Origin of the sequence: Spirillospora sp. NPDC048824, from assembly GCF_043198455.1 — a bacterium.
GTDB lineage: Bacteria > Actinomycetota > Actinomycetes > Streptosporangiales > Streptosporangiaceae > Spirillospora.
On the sequence record NZ_JBICUS010000014.1, the window covers coordinates 25,873 to 44,099 of the forward strand.

The following is an 18,227-nucleotide window of genomic DNA, read 5'->3' on the forward strand; positions in this document are numbered from 1 at the left end:
TCGGCACTCCCCGTTCTCGTGTCGCTGTCAGCCTTTGACGCCGGCGCCGCCGTCGCTGTGGAGGACGGTGCCCGTCATCCCTCGGGACATCGGTGACGCCAGGAACAGGTAGCTCCAGGCGTGGTCCTCGCCGGAGAGCGCCACCTGCAGAGGGACCCGGGCGGCGATGCCTGCGGCGCGACCGGGGCCGTCGAGACGCTGCTGGTCCAGCCCCAGGGATCGCGCGCCGGTCAGCCGGGTGCCGACGGTGCCGCCGGGGGCGACGCTGTTGACGCGGACATCGGGGGCGAGGTCGTGGGCCAGCGCGATGCGCAGTCCGCGGATCGCGAACTTGGTGGAGACGTAGAGCGCGCCGCCCCGGCCCGGCTGGTAGGCGGAGGTCGATTCCGTCAGGACGATGTTCCCGCGGCTGCGTCGCAGCTCCGGCAGCGCGGCGCGGACGCCGTGCATGGCCGCTCGCACGTTGACCGAGAACATCTCGTCGAACGCGTCGTCGAAGGCGTCCTCGGCGACGGCGTCGAGGGGACGGTAGAAGTCGAAGATGCCGACGCAGTGGACCAGCACGTCCAGCCCGGCGTGCAGTTCCCGGCACCGGCTCACCGCGTCGTGGTTGACCGACGCCTCGCAGGCGTCGCCGTGGACGACCTCGATGCCGGGGACCGCGCTGCGCAGGTCATCGCACTTGGCTTCGTCGCGCTCCACGGCCACCACCGCCGCGCCCTCGGCGATGAACCGTTCCACCACCGCACGGCCGATGCCCGACCCGGCGCCGACGACCAGCGCTCGCCGGCCGTCGAGCACGGGGGCGCTCATGAGGCCGGCTCCCCCGCGTCGTCCTGCTCGGGGAACAGGGAGGAGAACGGACGGCCGACCATCGCGGAGAACGTCGCGGGCCCCTGCCAGGTGAGGGCCTCGAGCTCCAGCGGGTCCAGGGTGACCCACTGCCCGGACTTGGCCGCCTCGACCAGCAGGCGCACGCCGTTGCGGGTCCGGACGAGGCTCACCCGGATCTCGGAGAACTCGTTGCCCAGGATCAGGGGCTCGCCGACCTGCCCCGCCCGCAGGGCCGCCAACTCGTCCGCGGCCGCCTGGGCGCGGTCCTGGTCCCGGAGTTCGCCCTCCCAGTGCAGGCTCACAGGAAGACCGCCAGATTCTGGGTGCGGAGCACCGACTCGTCGACCGCGATGTGGCGGCGGGCGAGCCGCCAGGCGCCGTCGACGCTCCGCAGTACGTCGCTGCGCCCCGCAGAGAGCAGGGACGGCTCGTTGACGTCGCCGCGGCTGCGGAAGAGCAGCACCGCCGACTCCACGAGGATCTCGCCGGGCACGTCGGTGGCGAAGGTGCGCACGTTGGACAGGTGGTGGCGCAGCCGTGACGGCGGGTCCTCGGTCCACGCGTGCTCGGTGCGCAGCCGGGCGACCCGGCGTTCCAGGGAGTAGAGGTCCTCGTCGAAGTGCGCCATGCGCCGGGCGGTGTCGTAGCCGCTGCCCAGGGAGGTCGTGACCCGGATCGGCATGAAGTAGTGGACGTCCTCGGTCATCCGGGCGAGCCACTTGTCGAGTTCCCGCCGGTCCAGCAGGTAGGCCTCGTCGACCAGCCACTGGTGGGCGGCCAGATGCACGGGATCGGAGAACGGGAGCGGACCGCCCACCGGGACGGCCGGGGTCGCCCGGGCGCCGAGGGGGCTGTCGGCGGAGTCGATGGGGATGTGCGCGGTCATCGGGCGTCCTCCCGCCCCGGAACGCCGACCGTGACGTCGGCCGCCTCGACGGGCCCCGCCTCGATGAGGTCGGCCCAGCGGTTCATCAGGTGGCGCTGGTTGTACTCGCCGTACCCGACCCGGGACTCGCCCGGGCCCGACCACTCGTCGACGCCCAGGGCCGGGGCGATCGTCGAACCGTCGGGCAGCAGGCCCATGCGGCCGTTGAGGAGAAGCCGCTGCGCCATGGTGCCGGCGGCGGTGGCGGTCAGTGAGACCCAGTTCTCCACGTCGTCCTGCTCGAACATCCCGCTGCTGCCGAAGCACATCAGGTAGGCCTTGTAGGACAGTGCCTTGAACTCCTCCGGGGCCTCCTTGTCGACGACGAACCAGGAGAGCACCTCGGTCTCGTCCTTGCTGATCGGCTGCCACTGGCGCAGGGACACAAAGGGGAGCACGTCGTCGGAGTCGGCCACCCTGGGCCAGTTGTGGACGAGGCTGAGGTTCGGGAAGAGCGACGCCGCGGAGACCATGAAACCGTCGCGGCCGATCAGGTCGAGCTGCCGCGCCGACCACGACCGCTTCATCCGGTCGATCATCTCGTCGGGGTAGCCGACGTAGCGGAGGCGCTCCTCAAGCGTCCCCGGAGGCAGTTTGTAGGTGGTCCCCCCGCCGCTCGTGGCCCAGTAGGTCGCGCCGTCCTTGCGCTTCTCGGCCTTCGGCTCGCGGAAGAGTCCGATCTCCACGACGCTCGCGTGGGTCTGGGGGGTGTGGTACATGTCCCCGGCGAAGTTCTCCGCGCCGATCTTCCAGTTGGCCTTGATCCGCCACCGCTGGGGCCCGAGCACCTCGACCCCGCTCGGGCTCTGCCGGGTGTAGTAGTCGAGGTAGAACGCGAAGTCGCCGAGGAACTCGCGCAGCGGAGGCGCCTGGGGATCCAGGGAGACGAAGATCAGGCCGTTGACGGTGTCCATCGCCGGTGCGGGGAGGAGCCGCTGCCCGCGCTTGTTGAAGCCGGCCTCGCCGCCGTACGCCTCCCGGTGGAAGGGCAGGCCCACGATGCGGCCGTCGTTGCGGTAGGACCACCCGTGGTAGGGGCAGCGGAAGTGCGAGGCGTTGCCCTGCTCGGCGCGGCACACCTGCATGCCGCGGTGCAGGCACATGTTGAACATGGCGTGCACCGCGCCGTCGTTGGCGCGGCTGACGATGAACGAGTTCTCCATGACGCGGCGGACCACGTAGTCACCGACCTGGGGGATCTCCGACTCGTGCGCCAGGAAGACCCAGGACCGCGAGAAGATCGCGTCCCGCTCGGCGGCGAAGATCTCGGAGTCGTTGTAGATGTGCGCCGGCAGCATCCCGTTGCGCACATGGCCGACGACGTCGGGGGGGACGGACACGGAGACCTCTTTCTGTAAGCCAGAAATGTATTCTGGCCGCGGGGTCTTCCCGTGTCAAGGAGAACGTTTCTGATATCAAGAGAACTCGCGCTGCTGTCCGAAGTCCAGGACGACCCCCGTTCCAGTTCCGGCGCGCGCCGGGGAGGAAGGTGTCACCTTGTCCGAGCTCGTGACCGGTCACCCGTCGACGCACGGGGACAGTTACCAGTTGAACACCACGCACCTGTTCCGCCAGGCGGTGGTGACCCATCCGGAGCAGGAGATCGTCTTCCGGGACGCGGCCGGCGACTGGCACCGTACGTCCTACGCGGCGACGTGGCGGCGGGTGGCGCGAACGGCGCACGCGCTGGCCGGCATCGGCGTGGGTCCGGGTGACGTGGTGGGCGTCCTGGACTGGAACCACCTGCGGCACTTCGAGCTGTACTGGGCGATCCCCGGGGTCGGCGCCGTGATGTTGCAGATGAACCTGCGGCTGGCCGCCGACGACCTCGCGTACGTGGTGCGCCACGCGGGCGCCACGGTGGTGTGCGTCGACGAGTCGCTGCTGGGGCAGGCCGAGGAGCTGGCGGCACGGTGCCCGCAGGTGCGGCGTTGGGTGGTGATGAGCGACCGGCCGCTGGCGGAGATCGAAACCTCGCTGCCGGATCCCGTGGACCACGAGGCGCTGCTGGCCCGGCAGGGCGACGAGTTCGACTGGCCGGTGATCGACGAGACCTCGGCCTACAGCGCGTGCTACACCACCGGCACCACGGGGCGTCCCAAGGGGGTGTTCTACTCCCATCGGGGGATCGTGCTGCACACGATGATGTGGGCGGCCGACCAGGCGGTGGGCGACCACGACAACGTGCTGCTGACGACGCCGATGTTCCACGCCCAGTGCTGGGGCCTGCCGCAGGTGGCGGTGTACGCGCGGGCGCGGGTGGTCCTGCCGGGGCGCTACACCGCCGAGGAGATCGGGGTGCTGGCCCGCGCGATGGTGGACTACGAGGTCACGGTGACCAACGGGGCACCGGCGATCTTCGCGCCGATGCTGGAGTACCTGCGCTCCCTGCCCGAGCCGCCGGACCTGTCCCGGGCGCGGATGATCTCAGGATCCACCGAACCGCCGCTGAGCCTGATCAAGGGCTACCACGACCTGACGGGCGCCTCGATCATCCACGGGTACGGCGCCACCGAGACCACGCCGCTGGTCACGTCCAACCGGCCCAAGCCCTCGCTGGAAGGGCGCCTGAGTGAGCGGGAGTTCTGGGACCTCAAACGCTCCCAGGGCCTGCCGGTCGCCGGTGTGGACGTCCGGCTGCTGGGCGCCGACGGCTCTTTCCTGCCCCACGACGGGACGTCGGTGGGGGAGATCTGCATCCGGGGCCCGTGGATCACCGAGAGCTACTGGAAGTCCGACGACGCGGACAAGTTCCACCGCGGCTACTGGCGCAGCGGCGACATGGGAGTGATCACCACCGAGGGGTACCTGAAGATCACCGACCGGCTCAAGGACGTGATCAAGTCCGGCGGGGAGTGGATCTCCTCCATCGACCTGGAGAACGCCCTGGCGGGCCATCCCGCGGTCCGCCAAGCCGCCGTGGTGGGCGCCCCGCACCCCCGGTGGCAAGAACGCCCTGTCGCCCTGGTCGTGCCCGAGCCCGGCCACGACGTCGACCTCGACCGGCTCAGGACCCACCTGGCCGCCACGTTCGCCAAGTGGCAGCTGCCCGACGAGATCCTCGTCGTCGACCACCTGCCGATGACCAGTGTCGGCAAACTCGACAAGAAGGTCCTGCGCGAGGAGTACGCCGACTTCTACGGCGAGCGCTGACCTGTAGCCGCCGCTCGCGGACCACGCTCCCGTCCGCGGACGGCGTACTCCCCGGGGCGACTCGTCCGGCGGCTCACAGGTCGCCTTTGGATTCGAGGCGGTAGAACGCTCTGGCGATGGGCTGGGCGGTGAGCTCGACCTGCCAGCGGCGGGCGCCGAGGTCGCGGAGCGCGGCGCCGATCGCCGAAGCGGAGGCCTCGTCCGGCGGCGTCCAGGCCAGCCGGCGGACGGAGTCGGGCTGCATGAGGTTCTCCGACGGCATCGAATGCTCGTCGGCGAGCGCGGCGACGACGGCGCGGGCGGCGGTGAGGCGCTTGGCGGCCTCCGGGTCGCGGTCTGCCCAGCGGTGCGCGGGCGGCGGCCCGTCGCCGGGGATGTTGGACTCGGGCAGCCCGCGGTCGGACAGGTCGCGGGCGCGGGCCACGGCGCGCAGCCACGCCGACTGGTGCCGGCGGGCGCCGCGTCCCCGCATCGTGGGCAGCGCCTGCAGCTCGGCGGGCGTCTTGGGGGTCTTCTGCGCCAGCTCGATGATGGCGGCGTCCTGCAGCACCCGGCCGGGGGACAGGTCCCGCTCACGGGCGATCTTGTCGCGGGCCTCCCACACCTCGCGGACGGTGGCGAGCGCCCGCCGGTTCCGGATGCGGTGGATGCCGGACGTGCGGCGCCACGGGTCGGGACGCGGCGGCTTCGGCGGCGTCGCCAGAATCGCGGTGAACTCCTCCAGCGCCCACTCCAGCTTGCCCGCCGACTCCAGCTCCTCCTGCAGCGCGTCGCGAAGATCGACCAGCAGCTCGACGTCCAGGGCGGCGTAGCGGAGCCAGTCCTCCGGGAGGGGGCGCGTCGACCAGTCGGCCGCCGAATGCCCTTTCTCCAGCTGGAAGCCCAGCACGTTCTCGACCATGGAGCCGAGCCCGACGCGCGGGTAGCCGAGCAGCCGCCCGGCCAGCTCCGTGTCGAACAGCCGCCGCGGGAGGAGACCGACCTCCGCCAGGCACGGCAGGTCCTGGTTGGCGGCGTGCAGCACCATCTCGGTGTCGGCGAGCGCGGCGTCCAGGACGGAGAGGTCGGGGCAGGCGATCGGGTCGATCAGCGCGGTGCCCGCGCCGGCGCGGCGCAGCTGGATCAGATAGGCGCGCTGGCCGTACCGGTAACCGGAGGCGCGCTCGGCGTCGACCGCGACGGGGCCGCCGCCCGCGGTGAACGCCGCGATGACACGTTCCAGTTCGGCCGGTTCGGTGACCACCGACGGGACGCCCTCACGCGGTTCCAGCAGCGGAACGGGCGGGGGACCGGTGCCGGCCTCCTCCTCCGCCGTGCCGGGCTCCGCCGGGCGGGGCGCTGCCGGGCCGGGCGCTGCCGCGGGCTGTGCTGGAACGGTCCCGGGCCGCCCCGTGGCGGTGGTCTTCTCCGTACCGGTATCCCCCTGGGGGCCGGTGGCGCGCGTTTCGGACACTCCTGCTGAACCCTTTTCATCCTCGGGTCGGCGGTCCGACCGGGGCCTCGGGGACACGGGCCGGCGAGAAAGGTGCGCTTCTTCCGTGTTCTCCCCCGCCGCCTCGGTTTCGGACGCTCTGCTCACGTCCCCTACCGTACGTCGCTCAGCCGCCCGGACCGTTCGGCAGCGCGGCGACACCGGACGGCGGCAGCCCCGCAGTGGTGCACATCACCTCGCACCAGGCCGTCACGTGCCCGGCGAGATCCTCGCCGGTCGGCGACCAGGAGGCGCGCAGCTCCAGTTCGGTGGTGGACGGCTCGCCGCGTTTGTCGCCGAAGCTCTCCGACACCGCGCGGGTGATCGTCCCGGACACGTCCGCGTAGCCGGCGGGTTCCAGCGCCTCGAGGAGCCAGTCCCACGCGACCGGGCCGATCAGCTCTTCGGCGGCGATGTCGGGCTCCAGGTCGGCGCGGATGTAGGCGACGATGCGGAAGCCGTTCGTCCAGCCGCTGCGGCCGTCCGGGTCGTACAGGACGATGAGGCGGCCCATGGCGACCTCGGTGTCGTCGTCGCGGTAGACGCTTCCGGACATCGCCGCCGCGTACGGGGCCAGGCTCTGCGGCGCGGGCATGTCCTCGAGGTCGAGTTCCGGCCGGAAGCCGGGGCCGTCGAGGATCTCGCGCAGCGTGTCCTGGGCCCGCTGGAAGGCAGGTGGGTTCATAGGTGGACCGGCCTGGGTGCGGGGGTGTGACTCGGGTCGGGTATGCCGGTGCGGGGCGCCGCCATGGGCGGCGAGAGGATGCGGAGGGGAAACAGGCACAGCACAGGTTTCGTTTCGGGGGCCGGGCCGGTCAGGCCACGGCCCGCACGTTGGCGGCGCGGCCGGCGGCCGCTCCGCGCGCCGGGGCGGCGGCGGTCGTGATGGCCGGGGCGGCGGCCAGGGCGGGTGGCGGCGAACCGATCAGGACGGCCGCGCCGCACTCGATGCACGCTCGCTCAGGGCACTCCTCACCGTGACCGTCCGGACATGGCGGCTGCTCGAACACACGTTCATCACCGCAGGTGGAGCAGTACAAGGGGGACCTCCCTCGGCTATGACACGCATCACGTTCGCACGCGCCGGTGACAGAATGCGGGACTTCGCTCGGCGTGTCCGGAAGTTCGTGCCACCGTCCTCCAGCCCCCACCCACCACCCACCACCCGCCACCATTCAATCGACGAGCTCCGCTCGGCTTCCGTCCTGTGCCACCCCCGTGCCCTGTCACCGGGGTTTCGTGGGACCATCACAACGTGACCGCTGACGCTGCCCGTCCCGACGACGTCGCTTCGAGTCCGCCTGACAACGGCGGCCTCGCCACGAGCCCGTTCCTGCTGGCCTGCCGCCGGCGGCCGGTGCCGCACACGCCCGTGTGGTTCATGCGGCAGGCGGGGCGTTCGCTGCCGGAGTACCTGCGGCTGCGCGAGGGCGTCCCGATGCTGGAGTCCTGCGCCCGCCCCGAGATGATCGTCGAGATCACGATGCAGCCGGTGCGCCGGTACTCGGTGGACGCCGCGATCTTCTTCAGCGACATCATGGTGCCGCTCAAGGCCATCGGCGTGGACCTCGACATCAAGCCGGGCGTCGGGCCGGTGATCGCCGACCCGATCCGGGACGCCGAGGGCATGGCGGCGCTGCGCCCCCTCGAACCCGGCGACGTCCCGTACGTGACCGAGGCCGTCGAGGGCCTGGTCGGCGAGCTGGGGCCGACGCCGCTGATCGGGTTCGCGGGCGGCCCGTTCACGCTCGCCTCGTATCTGATCGAGGGCGGCCCGTCCAAGAACCACGAGCGCACCAAGGCCATGATGTACGGCGAGCCCGACCTGTGGGCCGACCTCATGGGCCGCCTGGCCGACCTCACGATCGCGTTCCTGAAGGTCCAGGTCGCGGCCGGGGCGAGCGCCGTGCAGGTCTTCGACTCGTGGGCCGGCGCGGTCTCCGCGCAGGACTACCGCGAATCGGTGCTGCCGCACGCGCGCCGCATCTTCGACGAGATCGAGCCGCTCGGCGTCCCGCGCATCCACTTCGGCGTCGGGACGGGCGAGCTGCTCGGCCTGATGGGCGAGGCCGGCGCGGACGTCGTCGGCGTCGACTGGCGGGTGCCGCTGGACGAGGCGGTCAGCCGCGTCGAGCCCGGCAAGGCGCTGCAGGGCAACCTCGACCCGGCGATCCTGTTCGCGCCGTGGGAGACGGTGGAGCGCCGCGCCCGCGACGTGCTGGCGCGGGGCCGCACCGCCGAGGGGCACATCTTCAACCTGGGCCACGGCGTCCTGCCGTCCACGGACCCGGACGTGCTGGCCCGCCTCGCGGACCTCGTCCACGAGGCGAGCACCGAGGACACGCGCTAGCCGCGCCGGACGCCCTACTCGGGCGGGGGGGCCGGCCGGCCCGCTTCCGCGGGGTTCCCGGCTGCGCCGACGGCGGCCCTCTCAGGCTCGGGCTCCGGGTGCGGCCCGGTGCCGCCGCCCGCCGGGGCGGTTCCCCGCCGGAGTCGGCCGCGGAGGCGACGCCGGAAGGCCAGCACCGGAAGGCCCAGCACGGCGGCGGTGACGAGGAACGGCAGGAGCCAGCCGACCACGGTGGCGACGCCTCCGGCGAACGCCGTGAAGGCCCCCCAGCCGCTCTGCAGTCCGCCGAGGAACCCGCCGGACTCGTCGTCGGGTTCCTCGGCCGGCGCGGACTTGCCCACCAGGGTCACGGTCACCGTCGCGAACCGGGTGCGGTGCTGGAGCGACTTCTGGCGCGCCTGGAGCGACTCCAGGTCGGACTCCCGCTCCGCGATCTCCCCTTCGAGGTTGATGATCTCGTCGATGGAGTTCGCCTTCTCGTACAGCTTGCGGAACGAGGTGAGCGCGGCCTCCGCGGAGCGCACCCGCGCCTCGACGTCGGCGACCTCGCCGGTGACGTCCTCGGCCTCCTGGCGCAGCGACAGCCTGGTCCCGAGCTGCGTCCCGAGCCGGTTCAGCAGGTCGGTGTAGCGGTCGGACGGGATCTTCAGCGCGATCTCCGCGCGGGGCGACGGCTCGGTGCTGCTGGACTCGCGCTCGATGTAGCCGCCCGCCCCGGTGACCATCTGCTTGGCCTTGGCGGCGGACGCGTCGACGTCATCGGCCCTGACCCGGAGCTCCGCCGAGTGGATGACCTCGCGCGCGGCGGCCAGGGGCGCCTGCGGCTTCGTCCGGGTCCCCGGCTCCCGGCCGCCTCCGGACCCCCGCTCGTCGGCCGTCTCTCCCGCCTGGCCGCGGCCGTCGCTCGTGGCGGCCGGCGCCCGGGCGGCCGTCCCGCCCGCGGACCCGGATTCGTCGGACGCGCCGTCACTTCCCCCGCAGGCGGCCAGCATTCCGGCGAGCAGGAGGACGATGAACGCGCATGTCGCGTGCCTGACGCTTCTCGCTATCCGCATGAGGCTTGGACGTGGTGATACAAATCACCGTTCCCCGGGCCCATCGCGATCCGGGCACGAAAAAGGCACGCGGGGGTCACGGCCCGGCCCCTGCTCGGGCCGTGATCCACCGTGGGAGCTCAGCCGTCGGTGAGGACGACGGGGCCGCCGATGTTGACGGGGCCGAGCGTCCACAGGGCGCCCGTGCCGGGGACGACGGCCAGCGCCGTCGCGTTGATGGTGCTCCGGTTCGGCACGGCGGTGGTCGGCACCCGCTCCCAGGTCCCGCCGCTGTACCGGAGCAGGCCGGGCTTGGCGGGCTCGTCGGCCGCGTGCCCGATGATCCAGAGCGTCCCGTCCTCTCCCTGGACGATCCTGTTGAAGCTGTTGAGGCCGGCGGGCGGTGTGACGGTCGTCCAGGCGGTTCCGTCCCAGTGCGTCAGGACGGGCGAGCCGGGTGCGCCGGGAGATGCGAAGCCGATGGCCCACGCGTCCATGGGTGACACCGCGACCATGTCGGTGATGCCGGCATCGTTCCCGGACGGCAGGTTCATCGGGACGGTCCGCCAGGACCGCCCGTCCCAGTGCCGGGCGATGAGGGCCCGGTCCTCCCGGGAGGCGGAGCCGAGGACCCAGATGTCGTCATCGGCGCGGATATGGGTGGTGTCCTGCTCCATTTCGGGGATGGCGGTCACGTGCGTCCACGTGCCGCCTGTCCGGCGGTGGACGTCGGTGGCCGTGCTGAGCCACACACCGGACGCGCGGGCCTGCAGGTCGGCGCGGTCTGTGCCCGGGGGCAGCGCCACCCGGGTGAAGGCGGAGCCGGTGAAATGCGCCAGGTAGGTGGTCGCCGTGTCGCCGGAGCCGTACGCGGGGCCGGTGATCCACACGTCCTCGGGGCCGACGGCGTCGACGTCCATGATCGTGCCGCGACCGGCCAGGCCCTGGAGGTCGTACTCCGTCCAGCCGCCGTTCTTCCACCGGCGCACGACCGGGTTTCCGTGGATGAGCGTGCCCGTCCCCGGGATGGGGCCGGGAATGACCAGCTCGCCCTGGTTTCCGGCGATCCACACGCTGTCGGGGGAGGCGGCCGCGACGTCGTAGAGGTTGTTGTTCGGCCAGAAGAACGGCAGCGGCACCCGCTCGAAGCCGCCCCGCGCCGCGGCGGAGGCGGGGGCGGCGAGTCCGGCGGCCAGCACGGTGGCGGCGGCGATCGCGCCGGCGCCCAGGAGTGGAGACTTCCAGGAGATCATGTATGCCAGTATTCACTGGCGCGGTGCGGGAGGTCTTGTCAATCCGGCCACGAACTCCGCGACCGGGAGCCGGCGGGGAGACCGCACCCGAAGCCCGCCGCGTCGCCCCGACCCGGTGCACGGTTTCCTGGAGCGTCTGGGAGGCTGGTGGGCATGAACAGGTCCCATGCCGTCGTCGTCGGGGCCGGCATCGCGGGTCTCGCCGCCGCGCGCGTCCTCGCCCGCGCCGGCGTGCGGGTGACCGTCCTGGAGGGCTCTCCCCACATCGGCGGCAAGCTGCGGGTCAGTGAGATCGCCGGGATCCCGGTGGACGAGGGCGCCGAGTCGATGCTCGCCCGCCGTCCCGAGGGCCTGGACCTGGTCGGAGACCTCGGCCGCCTCGGCGATCTCGTCAACCCCGGCACCACCTCCTCGGCGATCTTCAGCCGCGGCGCACTGCGCGCGATCCCGTCCGGGCAGGTCATGGGCGTCCCGTCCGACCTGCGGGCGCTGGCCGCCTCCCGGGTGCTGTCCCCGGCCGGGCTGGCGCGCGTCCCGCTCGACCTCGTCCTGCCCGGGACGCCGCGCGGCGCCGACGTGTCCGTCGCCGACTACATCGGCGCCCGCGTCGGCCGCGAGGTCGTCGACCGCCTCGTCGAACCGCTGCTCGGCGGCGTCTACGCGGGTCTCGTCGAGCGGCTCTCGTTCGACTCGACGCTGCCCGCCGTCGCCGCCTCCGCGCGCACGCACCGCTCGCTGCTCCACGCCGTCCAGGGCATCCGGGACGCCGCGCCCAAGGACCCCGGCCCCGTGTTCGCCACCCTGCCGGACGGCCTCGGCGCGCTCCCGCACCTCGTCGCCGACGACGTCGCCGCCGCCGGAGGGACGGTCCGGACCGGCGCCATGGTCCGCGAACTGCGCCGCGGCCCGGACGGATGGCGGCTGACCATCGGCCCCACCCGCGACCCGGAGTACCTCGACGCCGGCGCCGTGCTGATCGCGGTGCCCGCGGCGCCCGCGTCCCGGCTGCTCAAGGACGACGTCCCGGCCGCCGCCCGGGAACTGGAGGGCATCGAGTACGCCGGCATGGCGATCATCACGCTCGCTTACCGGGCCACCGCGTTCCCGCGGCTCCCTAAGGGCAGCGGCTACCTCGTCCCCGCCGTGGAGAGCGCGCCGGAGAACGGCGGGCGGGGGGTCAAGGCCGTCACGTTCAGCTCGGTAAAATGGCCTCATCTGCGCGACCGTGACCCCGACGTCATCGCGGTGCGCTGCTCCATCGGGCGGTTCGGCGAGGAGCACCTGCTCCAGCGGACCGACGCGGAGCTGACCGCCGCCGCGATGGCCGAGCTCGCCGCGACGTGCGGCGTCACCGAACTGCCCGCCGAGACACGGGTGACCCGGTGGGGCGGCGGCCTCCCGCAGTACAACGTTGGCCACGCCGACCGCGTGGCCAGGGTCCGGTCCGCGGTCGCCGGGGAGCCGGGGCTCGCCGTCGCGGGCGCGGCCTACGACGGCCTGGGCATCCCCGCGTGCATCGCCTCGGCACGCGCGGCGGCCGCCCGGGTACTGGACCATCTGCGCAGCCGAGAAGGAGCAGACCATGACGCAGCCGGCGGGCAAGCCGAAGGCACGCGAACTCAATAACGTCATCCGCTACACCATGTGGTCTGTCTTCCGGGTCGCGAACCCGGGCACGCTCGGTGAGCAGGACGCGGCCGAAGTCCAGGCCCTCCTCGACCAGGCGGGCCAGAAGGACGTGACCACCCGCGGCGTCTACGACGTCGCCGGGCTGCGCGCCGACGCCGACTACATGTTCTGGTGGCACGCGCCCACGTCGGACGACCTGCAGGAGGTCTACACCCGGTTCCGCCGCACGGCGCTGGGCCGCGCCAGCGAACCGGTGTGGTCGCAGATGGCGCTGCACCGCCCGGCGGAGTTCAACAAGAGCCACATCCCGGCGTTCCTCGCCGACGAGGAGCCGCGCGCCTACGTGTGCGTCTACCCGTTCGTGCGCTCCTACGAGTGGTACCTGCTGCCGGACGAGGAGCGCCGCGCGATGCTCGCCGAGCACGGCAAGATGGCGCGCGACTATCCCGACGTCCGGGCCAACACGGTCTCGTCGTTCGCGCTCGGCGACTACGAGTGGATGCTGGCGTTCGAGGCCGACGAACTGCACCGCATCGTCGACCTGATGCGCCACCTGCGCGGCGCGAAGGCGCGGCTGTACACCCGCGAGGAGATCCCGTTCTACACCGGCCGCCGCAAGCCGGTCGCCGAACTCGTCGCCGACCTCGTCTAGGGCCCGCCTGTCCTCGGACGGCGTCAAGCCTGTCCGAGGACATCGCCAACCCGCCTTGGGACGAGGTGGAACCTGAGTAGGGTGCCGTCCGTGACCAAGTCTCCCGCCAGGCATTCCCGTGGACGGCACGCGCGGCCGCCGTCCCGGATCGAGATCCGCTGGAACCGTCTGACCGCGTCGCTGCGGGAGTCGCGGCGCCGCCGGCTGGCCGCGGCGGCGACGGCGCTCACGGTGGCGGCGGCGCTCGCGGGCGCCGCGCTGACGCTGACCGGCGGCTCGGGCGCCGGCTCCCGCGCCGCCATCGCCCGCACCGGTGCCGCCTCACCGGCACCGCAGGAGACGGCCGCGGCCGCCGGCGACCCGGACGAGATCCCCGACGCGGTGCCCTACCTGGAGACCAGGGACCCGGACGACGAGGTCGTCAAGCACGTCACCGACGTCCGCCGCAGCGGCCGGTTCGTCCGCGTCTACACCGACCTGGGCGAGGGGGACGAGAACTCCGAACCGGCACTCGACCTGTGCAAGTGGACGACCGAGTTCCTGCGCGACGGCGGCGACGACGAGCCCCGCGTCTTCGTCCACGGCACGAGCGACGGCAACGGCAGCGTCGTCCTCGCCAACAAGCAGAGCGACAAGGACGACTGCGAGGTCGGCGAGACCCGCTAGAACCCCCCGCCCCCGCCCCCGCCCCCGCCGCTGTCGAAGCCGCCGCTGTCGTAGCCGCCGCCGTCACCGTCGGCCGCGCCTTCCGCGCCGTAGTAATGGCCGGCCGTGCTGCCGCTGTACCGGTGGCCGCGCACCCGGCTGCGCGGAAGCTTGATCGGCTTCGGGTCGCCGGCCTCCAGGATCTCCCGGATCCAGGCGTCCTCGACTCCGGCCGGCCCGAGCGCGGCGAGGCGCTCGGGGCCGGACGTACCGGGCTCGTCCGCGAGGCGGCGGCGCAGCGCCCGGCCCCGGCGGGTCGGACGGAGCCGCCCGCCGCGCAGGAGCCCTGCCGCGCGCAGCCCGTCCCCGGCGGCACGCGTCTGCGGCGCCTTGGCGGCCGCGGCGATCACCTGGCCCAGCAGCCGCCCGACGTCGGGGATCTCCGCCAGGACGGCGGCCTGCACCGCGTCGTCGGACTCATCCCGGACGACCCTGACCCGCCGGGTCCCCCGGCCGATTCTGATGCGGCGCGCCTCGTACAGGGCCAGCAGCGCCGTCTGCGCGACCCGCTCTCGCCCGCCGCACAGCAGGGCGACTTCGTAGAGACCCAACTCGTCGGGACCGGACTCGCTCATGGAGACCCCCATGCGGTATGGCGTCGTCCATGAGACGTCCGAGGGCCGGTACCGGTTGCCTACTCGGCGGGTTCGAGGGTGAGCGAGATCGAGTTGATGCAGTAGCGGTCGTCGGTGGGGGTGTCGTAGCCCTCGCCGTGGAACACGTGCCCCAGGTGCGAGTCGCACACCGCGCACCGCACCTCCGTGCGGGCCATCCCGAGCGAGCGGTCCTCGATCAGCGTGACCGCTTCGGAGTCGGACGGCTCGAAGAACGACGGCCAGCCGCAGTGGCTCTCGAACTTCGTCGCCGAACGGAACAGCTCCGTCCCGCAGGCGCGGCACCGGTACACCCCGACGGTCTTGGTGTCGGTGTACTCGCCGGTGAACGGCTTCTCGGTGCCCGCCTCCCGCAGCACGTGGAACTCCTCCGGGCTGAGCCGGGCCCGCCACTCATCCTCGCTTTTGCGGATCTTGTCCATGCCTTCGAAGGTACCCGGCGGGGGCGTTCCGGGGGACTGTCGTGCCCGTGGGTTAACGTGCCGTCATGGCCTCGCCCTTCATCGAGATCCCGGTCGGGGATCGGCTCGTCAAGGTGACCAACCCCGACAAGGTCTACTTCCCTGAGCACGGCTACACCAAGCGGCAGCTGGTGGAGTACTACCTGGCCGTGGGCGAGGGCATCGTCCGCGCCACCCGGAACCGGCCGACGACGCTGGAGCGCTGGCCCGCCGGCGTGTTCGAGGGCGCCCGCATGGCCACCCGGGAGGACTACGCCCGCGGCCAGATGGGCGCGGGCGCCGGCAAGTCCGACGCGTTCTACCAGAAGCGCATCCCCAAGGGCGCCCCCGACTGGGTGCAGACCGCCCGGATCGCGTTCCCCAGCGGCCGCTCCGCCGACGAGGTGTGCCCCACCGAGGCCGCCGTGATCGCATGGGCCGCGAACCTCGGAACGCTGACGTTCCACCCGTGGCCCGTCCGCAAGGGCGACGTCGACCACCCGGACGAGCTGCGCATCGACTTCGACCCGCAGCCCGGCACCGACTTCTCCGACGCCGTCCGCGTCGCGCTCGGCCCGGCCCGCGACCTGCTGTCCGAGCTGGGCTACACCGGCTACGTCAAGACGTCCGGCAAGGGCGGCGTGCACGTCTACGTCCGCATCGAGCCGCGCTGGACGTTCACCCAGGTCCGCCGCGCCGCCCTCGCGTTCGGCCGCGAGGTGGAGCGCCGCGCTCCCGCCGAGGTCACCACCAAATGGTGGAAGGAGGAACGCGGCGAGCAGATCTTCATCGACTACAACCAGAACGCCCGCGACCGGACGATCGCGTCGGCCTACAGCGTCCGCCCGGCCCCGCACGCCCCCGTCTCGGCCCCCGTGACATGGGACGAGCTGCCCGACGTCGACCCCCGCGACTTCACCATCGCCACGATGCCCGCCCGCTTCGCCGAACTCGGCGACCTGCACGCGTCCATCGACGACGAGTCGTTCTCCCTCGACGGCCTCCTCGACCTGGCCGACCGTGACGAGCAGGACCACGGCCTCGGCGACATGCCGTACCCGCCGAACTATCCGAAAATGCCCGGCGAGCCCAAACGCGTCCAGCCCAGCAAGGACACCGACAACCATCCCTGACAAGGCCCCGGCGCCGTATGGTCAGGGGCCCGCCGCTCGGGTGGAGCGGCGGGCCCGGCGCGGGATCAGTAGAACCTGCGCTCCTGGACGGGGAGGGTGACGTCGGACGGCCCGCGCCACGTGGTTTCGGGCTGCGGCGGGGCGACCATGGCGGCCGGCTCCTCCGCGCCGACGACCACGGGGATGCTGATGGAACTGCCGCGCAGATCCACCGTGACCTTGCTGCCCGTGGGCGTCTCGGTGTTGTAGTCGGCGTCCGTGCCGGCCAGGACCAGCGCCAGGCGGTGGCCCTTCTTCAGCAGGTACTCCTGGCTGAGCGTCTCCCACCGGACGTCGTAGTACCGGCCCGGCTCCAGCGGTCTGGGGTGGCTCAGCGACCGGTGGTTCTGGGCGTCGAGCCAGCCGCGGGCGACCACGTTCACCGGTGAGGTGACCGTCGTGACCTCGGTCTGCCGGTAGCAGGCGTCGTCGGCGGGGGTGCTCTCACCGTGGCAGTCCTCGGTGTCGAGGGTGCGGATGCCCGAGCCCGGGCCGAGATGGTCCACGCGGGTGTCCTCGCCGTAGTCGACGAGCAGCGCTGTGACGTTGGACGTCGGCTTGTCCAGCTTGATCCTGAGCCGCGCCTCGGGCGTCCCGGACAGCCGTCCGGTCCTCGGCAGCGGGCCCGAGACGAACGCGGCCCGGAACGGCTGCTCCACCGTCGGGTCGCTCACCATCGCGCTCTCCGGGTGGCCCCAGCCGCGCGGGCCGGGAGCGTCGGTGAACGCGGCGGTCGCCCCCTCCGGGGCGCGCTTCAGGCCGAGGGTGCCGTCCTCGCCGGGCCGCAGGGTGATGTCGCGGGCGTCGCGGGACGGCCAGTTCGACTGGGTGGTCCACCGTTCGGGGCCGGTCTCGATGTCGGCGCGCGGCTCGTCCATCACACCGTTGCGGATCTTGTGCAGCTCGTGGTCGAACCACTTGTGCAGGGTCGCCACCCAGTGGTCGCGCCGGAAGTCGAACGGGTCGACGTGGCCGCGCTGCGTCAGCCACACCTTGCGCTCCACGCCGTGCCGGACGAGGGCGTCCCACCACAGCGCGAAGTGGTTGTCCTTCACGTTGAGGTCGTTGACGCCGTGGACCGCGAACACGCTCGCCCGGACGCGGGACGCGCGGGCGATCGTGCCGCGCCGGTAGTCGGCGGTCTTCCAGTACGCGTTGTAGTCGCCGGTCGCGTCGTCCTCGCCCTCGTCGAGGCCGGCGTTGACGGCGGCGCACTTCTCCGGCGGGTCGGTGTCGACGTAGCCCGCGAGCCAGGGCTGCTCGTCCGTCCAGTACCGCACGCCGTTCATGCGGCTGTAGTCGTACCAGCTGCTGATCGCGGCGATCGGGACGATCGTCTCCAGCCCCTCGACCCCGGTCGCGGCGACGCCGTTGGCCAGGGTGCCGTCGTACGACTTGCCGATCATGGCGGTGCGGCCGGTGGTCCAGTCCGCCTCCACCGGGCTGCCGTCCGCCCGGTACGCCTTCGCGCGGCCGTTCAGCCAGTCCACCACGGCCTTGCCGCCGAGGACGTCGGTCGGCCCGCCGCTGACGGGGCAGCCGTCGGAACGGGTCGTCCCCACCATGTCGACGGCGAGGAACGCGTAGCCGCGGGGGACGAAGTAGTTGTCGTAGAACAGGGGGAACTTCACCGGGTTCCCGTCGGCGTCGTAGGTCTTGCGCTCGCTCTCGTTGCCGCGTCCCGCGTTGTCGTAGTACGGGCTCTCATCCATGATCACCGGCACCTTGAGGCCGTTCTCGGTCTCCTTGGGCCGGATGATGTCCACGTTGACGCGGTCGAGTTCGCCGTCACGGTCGCTGTCCACGCTGGACTCGACGTACACGTGCTCGCGGATCGCGTCCTCGTAGGAGAAGACCGGCTGGGTCGCGCCGCCCTTCACCACGATCTTGGGGGACGTCTGGGCCAGCGCCGCCGCACCGCCGCCCGCCGCGGTCATCGCCGCGCCGGTCAGCACGGCCACCGTCATCGTCCGCCGGGTTCGTCTCAGGGATCGC

At 72.4% G+C, this 18,227-nt stretch carries 18 protein-coding genes; 6 read left to right on the forward strand and 12 right to left on the reverse strand.

Annotated elements, in window-relative coordinates:
* Positions 1-27 precede the first annotated feature (27 nt).
* The 4 genes from ACGFIS_RS25870 to ACGFIS_RS25885 are packed head-to-tail and all read right to left on the reverse strand — an operon-like array spanning position 28 to position 3,099.
* Positions 28-813 (reverse strand): SDR family oxidoreductase, encoded by a 786-nt coding sequence (locus ACGFIS_RS25870; RefSeq protein ID WP_392972848.1) that lies wholly within the window; start codon positions 811-813, stop codon positions 28-30.
* Positions 810-1,136: a hypothetical protein gene (locus tag ACGFIS_RS25875; protein ID WP_392898578.1), complete on the reverse strand. Its 327-nt coding sequence runs from the start codon at positions 1,134-1,136 to the stop codon at positions 810-812. The genes ACGFIS_RS25870 and ACGFIS_RS25875 overlap by 4 nt, the downstream gene beginning before the upstream one ends.
* Entirely contained in the window at positions 1,133-1,720 is a 588-nt protein-coding gene (locus ACGFIS_RS25880; RefSeq protein WP_392898576.1) for a 3-phenylpropionate/cinnamic acid dioxygenase subunit beta, read from the reverse strand. The genes ACGFIS_RS25875 and ACGFIS_RS25880 overlap by 4 nt, the downstream gene beginning before the upstream one ends.
* Positions 1,717-3,099 (reverse strand): Rieske 2Fe-2S domain-containing protein, encoded by a 1,383-nt coding sequence (locus ACGFIS_RS25885; RefSeq protein ID WP_392898573.1) that lies wholly within the window; start codon positions 3,097-3,099, stop codon positions 1,717-1,719. The genes ACGFIS_RS25880 and ACGFIS_RS25885 overlap by 4 nt, the downstream gene beginning before the upstream one ends.
* Positions 3,100-3,256: 157 nt before the next feature.
* On the opposite strand from ACGFIS_RS25885, the gene ACGFIS_RS25890 reads away from it, so the two are divergent.
* Positions 3,257-4,912 carry a long-chain-fatty-acid--CoA ligase gene (locus ACGFIS_RS25890; RefSeq protein ID WP_392972850.1) on the forward strand — a complete coding sequence of 552 codons (1,656 nt, stop codon included), beginning with the start codon at positions 3,257-3,259 and terminating at the stop codon, positions 4,910-4,912.
* 73 nt (positions 4,913-4,985) lie between these two features.
* On the opposite strand, the gene ACGFIS_RS25895 is transcribed toward ACGFIS_RS25890, so the two are convergent.
* The 3 genes from ACGFIS_RS25895 to ACGFIS_RS25905 all read right to left on the reverse strand — a co-directional run bounded on the left by ACGFIS_RS25895 (position 4,986) and on the right by ACGFIS_RS25905 (position 7,393).
* Positions 4,986-6,185 carry an HRDC domain-containing protein gene (locus ACGFIS_RS25895; RefSeq protein ID WP_392972986.1) on the reverse strand — a complete coding sequence of 400 codons (1,200 nt, stop codon included), beginning with the start codon at positions 6,183-6,185 and terminating at the stop codon, positions 4,986-4,988.
* A gap of 325 nt (positions 6,186-6,510) precedes the next feature.
* Positions 6,511-7,068, reverse strand: a complete 558-nt coding sequence (locus tag ACGFIS_RS25900) for a DUF3000 domain-containing protein (protein ID WP_392898568.1) — start codon at positions 7,066-7,068, stop codon at positions 6,511-6,513.
* Positions 7,069-7,198: 130 nt separating this feature from the next.
* Positions 7,199-7,393, reverse strand: coding sequence for a hypothetical protein (locus ACGFIS_RS25905; protein WP_392898565.1), 195 nt, complete (start codon positions 7,391-7,393; stop codon positions 7,199-7,201).
* 323 nt (positions 7,394-7,716) lie between these two features.
* Here ACGFIS_RS25905 and hemE point away from each other — a divergent pair, with 323 nt between their 5' ends.
* Positions 7,717-8,733, forward strand: coding sequence for a uroporphyrinogen decarboxylase (hemE, locus tag ACGFIS_RS25910; protein ID WP_392899581.1), 1,017 nt, complete (start codon positions 7,717-7,719; stop codon positions 8,731-8,733).
* A 14-nt stretch (positions 8,734-8,747) separates the two neighbouring features.
* Here hemE and ACGFIS_RS25915 read toward each other — a convergent pair whose 3' ends face one another.
* Positions 8,748-9,788 carry a DUF4349 domain-containing protein gene (locus ACGFIS_RS25915; RefSeq protein WP_392972852.1) on the reverse strand — a complete coding sequence of 347 codons (1,041 nt, stop codon included), beginning with the start codon at positions 9,786-9,788 and terminating at the stop codon, positions 8,748-8,750.
* A gap of 119 nt (positions 9,789-9,907) precedes the next feature.
* Positions 9,908-11,020, reverse strand: a complete 1,113-nt coding sequence (locus ACGFIS_RS25920) for a hypothetical protein (RefSeq protein WP_392898560.1) — start codon at positions 11,018-11,020, stop codon at positions 9,908-9,910.
* Positions 11,021-11,173: 153 nt separating this feature from the next.
* Between ACGFIS_RS25920 and hemG the strand changes: the two genes are divergently transcribed.
* The 3 genes from hemG (at position 11,174) to ACGFIS_RS25935 (ending at position 13,967) form a co-directional block, all read left to right on the forward strand.
* Positions 11,174-12,646, forward strand: a complete 1,473-nt coding sequence (hemG, locus tag ACGFIS_RS25925) for a protoporphyrinogen oxidase (RefSeq protein WP_392898557.1) — start codon at positions 11,174-11,176, stop codon at positions 12,644-12,646.
* Entirely contained in the window at positions 12,603-13,301 is a 699-nt protein-coding gene (gene hemQ / locus ACGFIS_RS25930; RefSeq protein WP_392898554.1) for a hydrogen peroxide-dependent heme synthase, read from the forward strand. The genes hemG and hemQ overlap by 44 nt, the downstream gene beginning before the upstream one ends.
* Before the next feature lie 90 nt (positions 13,302-13,391).
* The gene (locus ACGFIS_RS25935; RefSeq protein ID WP_392898552.1) at positions 13,392-13,967 is read left to right on the forward strand and encodes a hypothetical protein; all 576 of its coding nucleotides are present in this window, start codon (positions 13,392-13,394) and stop codon (positions 13,965-13,967) included.
* On the opposite strand, the gene ACGFIS_RS25940 is transcribed toward ACGFIS_RS25935, so the two are convergent.
* A complete protein-coding gene (locus tag ACGFIS_RS25940) occupies positions 13,964-14,581 on the reverse strand; it encodes a TIGR04222 domain-containing membrane protein (protein ID WP_392898550.1) in 618 nt (205 codons plus the stop codon). The two genes, ACGFIS_RS25935 and ACGFIS_RS25940, sit on opposite strands and share 4 nt — an antisense overlap.
* A 59-nt stretch (positions 14,582-14,640) precedes the next feature.
* Positions 14,641-15,042 carry a peptide-methionine (R)-S-oxide reductase MsrB gene (gene msrB / locus ACGFIS_RS25945; RefSeq protein ID WP_392898548.1) on the reverse strand — a complete coding sequence of 134 codons (402 nt, stop codon included), beginning with the start codon at positions 15,040-15,042 and terminating at the stop codon, positions 14,641-14,643.
* A gap of 65 nt (positions 15,043-15,107) precedes the next feature.
* On the opposite strand from msrB, the gene ACGFIS_RS25950 reads away from it, so the two are divergent.
* A complete protein-coding gene (locus tag ACGFIS_RS25950) occupies positions 15,108-16,193 on the forward strand; it encodes a DNA polymerase domain-containing protein (RefSeq protein WP_392898545.1) in 1,086 nt (361 codons plus the stop codon).
* A gap of 65 nt (positions 16,194-16,258) precedes the next feature.
* On the opposite strand, the gene ACGFIS_RS25955 is transcribed toward ACGFIS_RS25950, so the two are convergent.
* A complete protein-coding gene (locus tag ACGFIS_RS25955; protein WP_392972854.1) occupies positions 16,259-18,199 on the reverse strand; it encodes a Xaa-Pro dipeptidyl-peptidase in 1,941 nt (646 codons plus the stop codon).
* Positions 18,200-18,227: the final 28 nt, after the last annotated feature.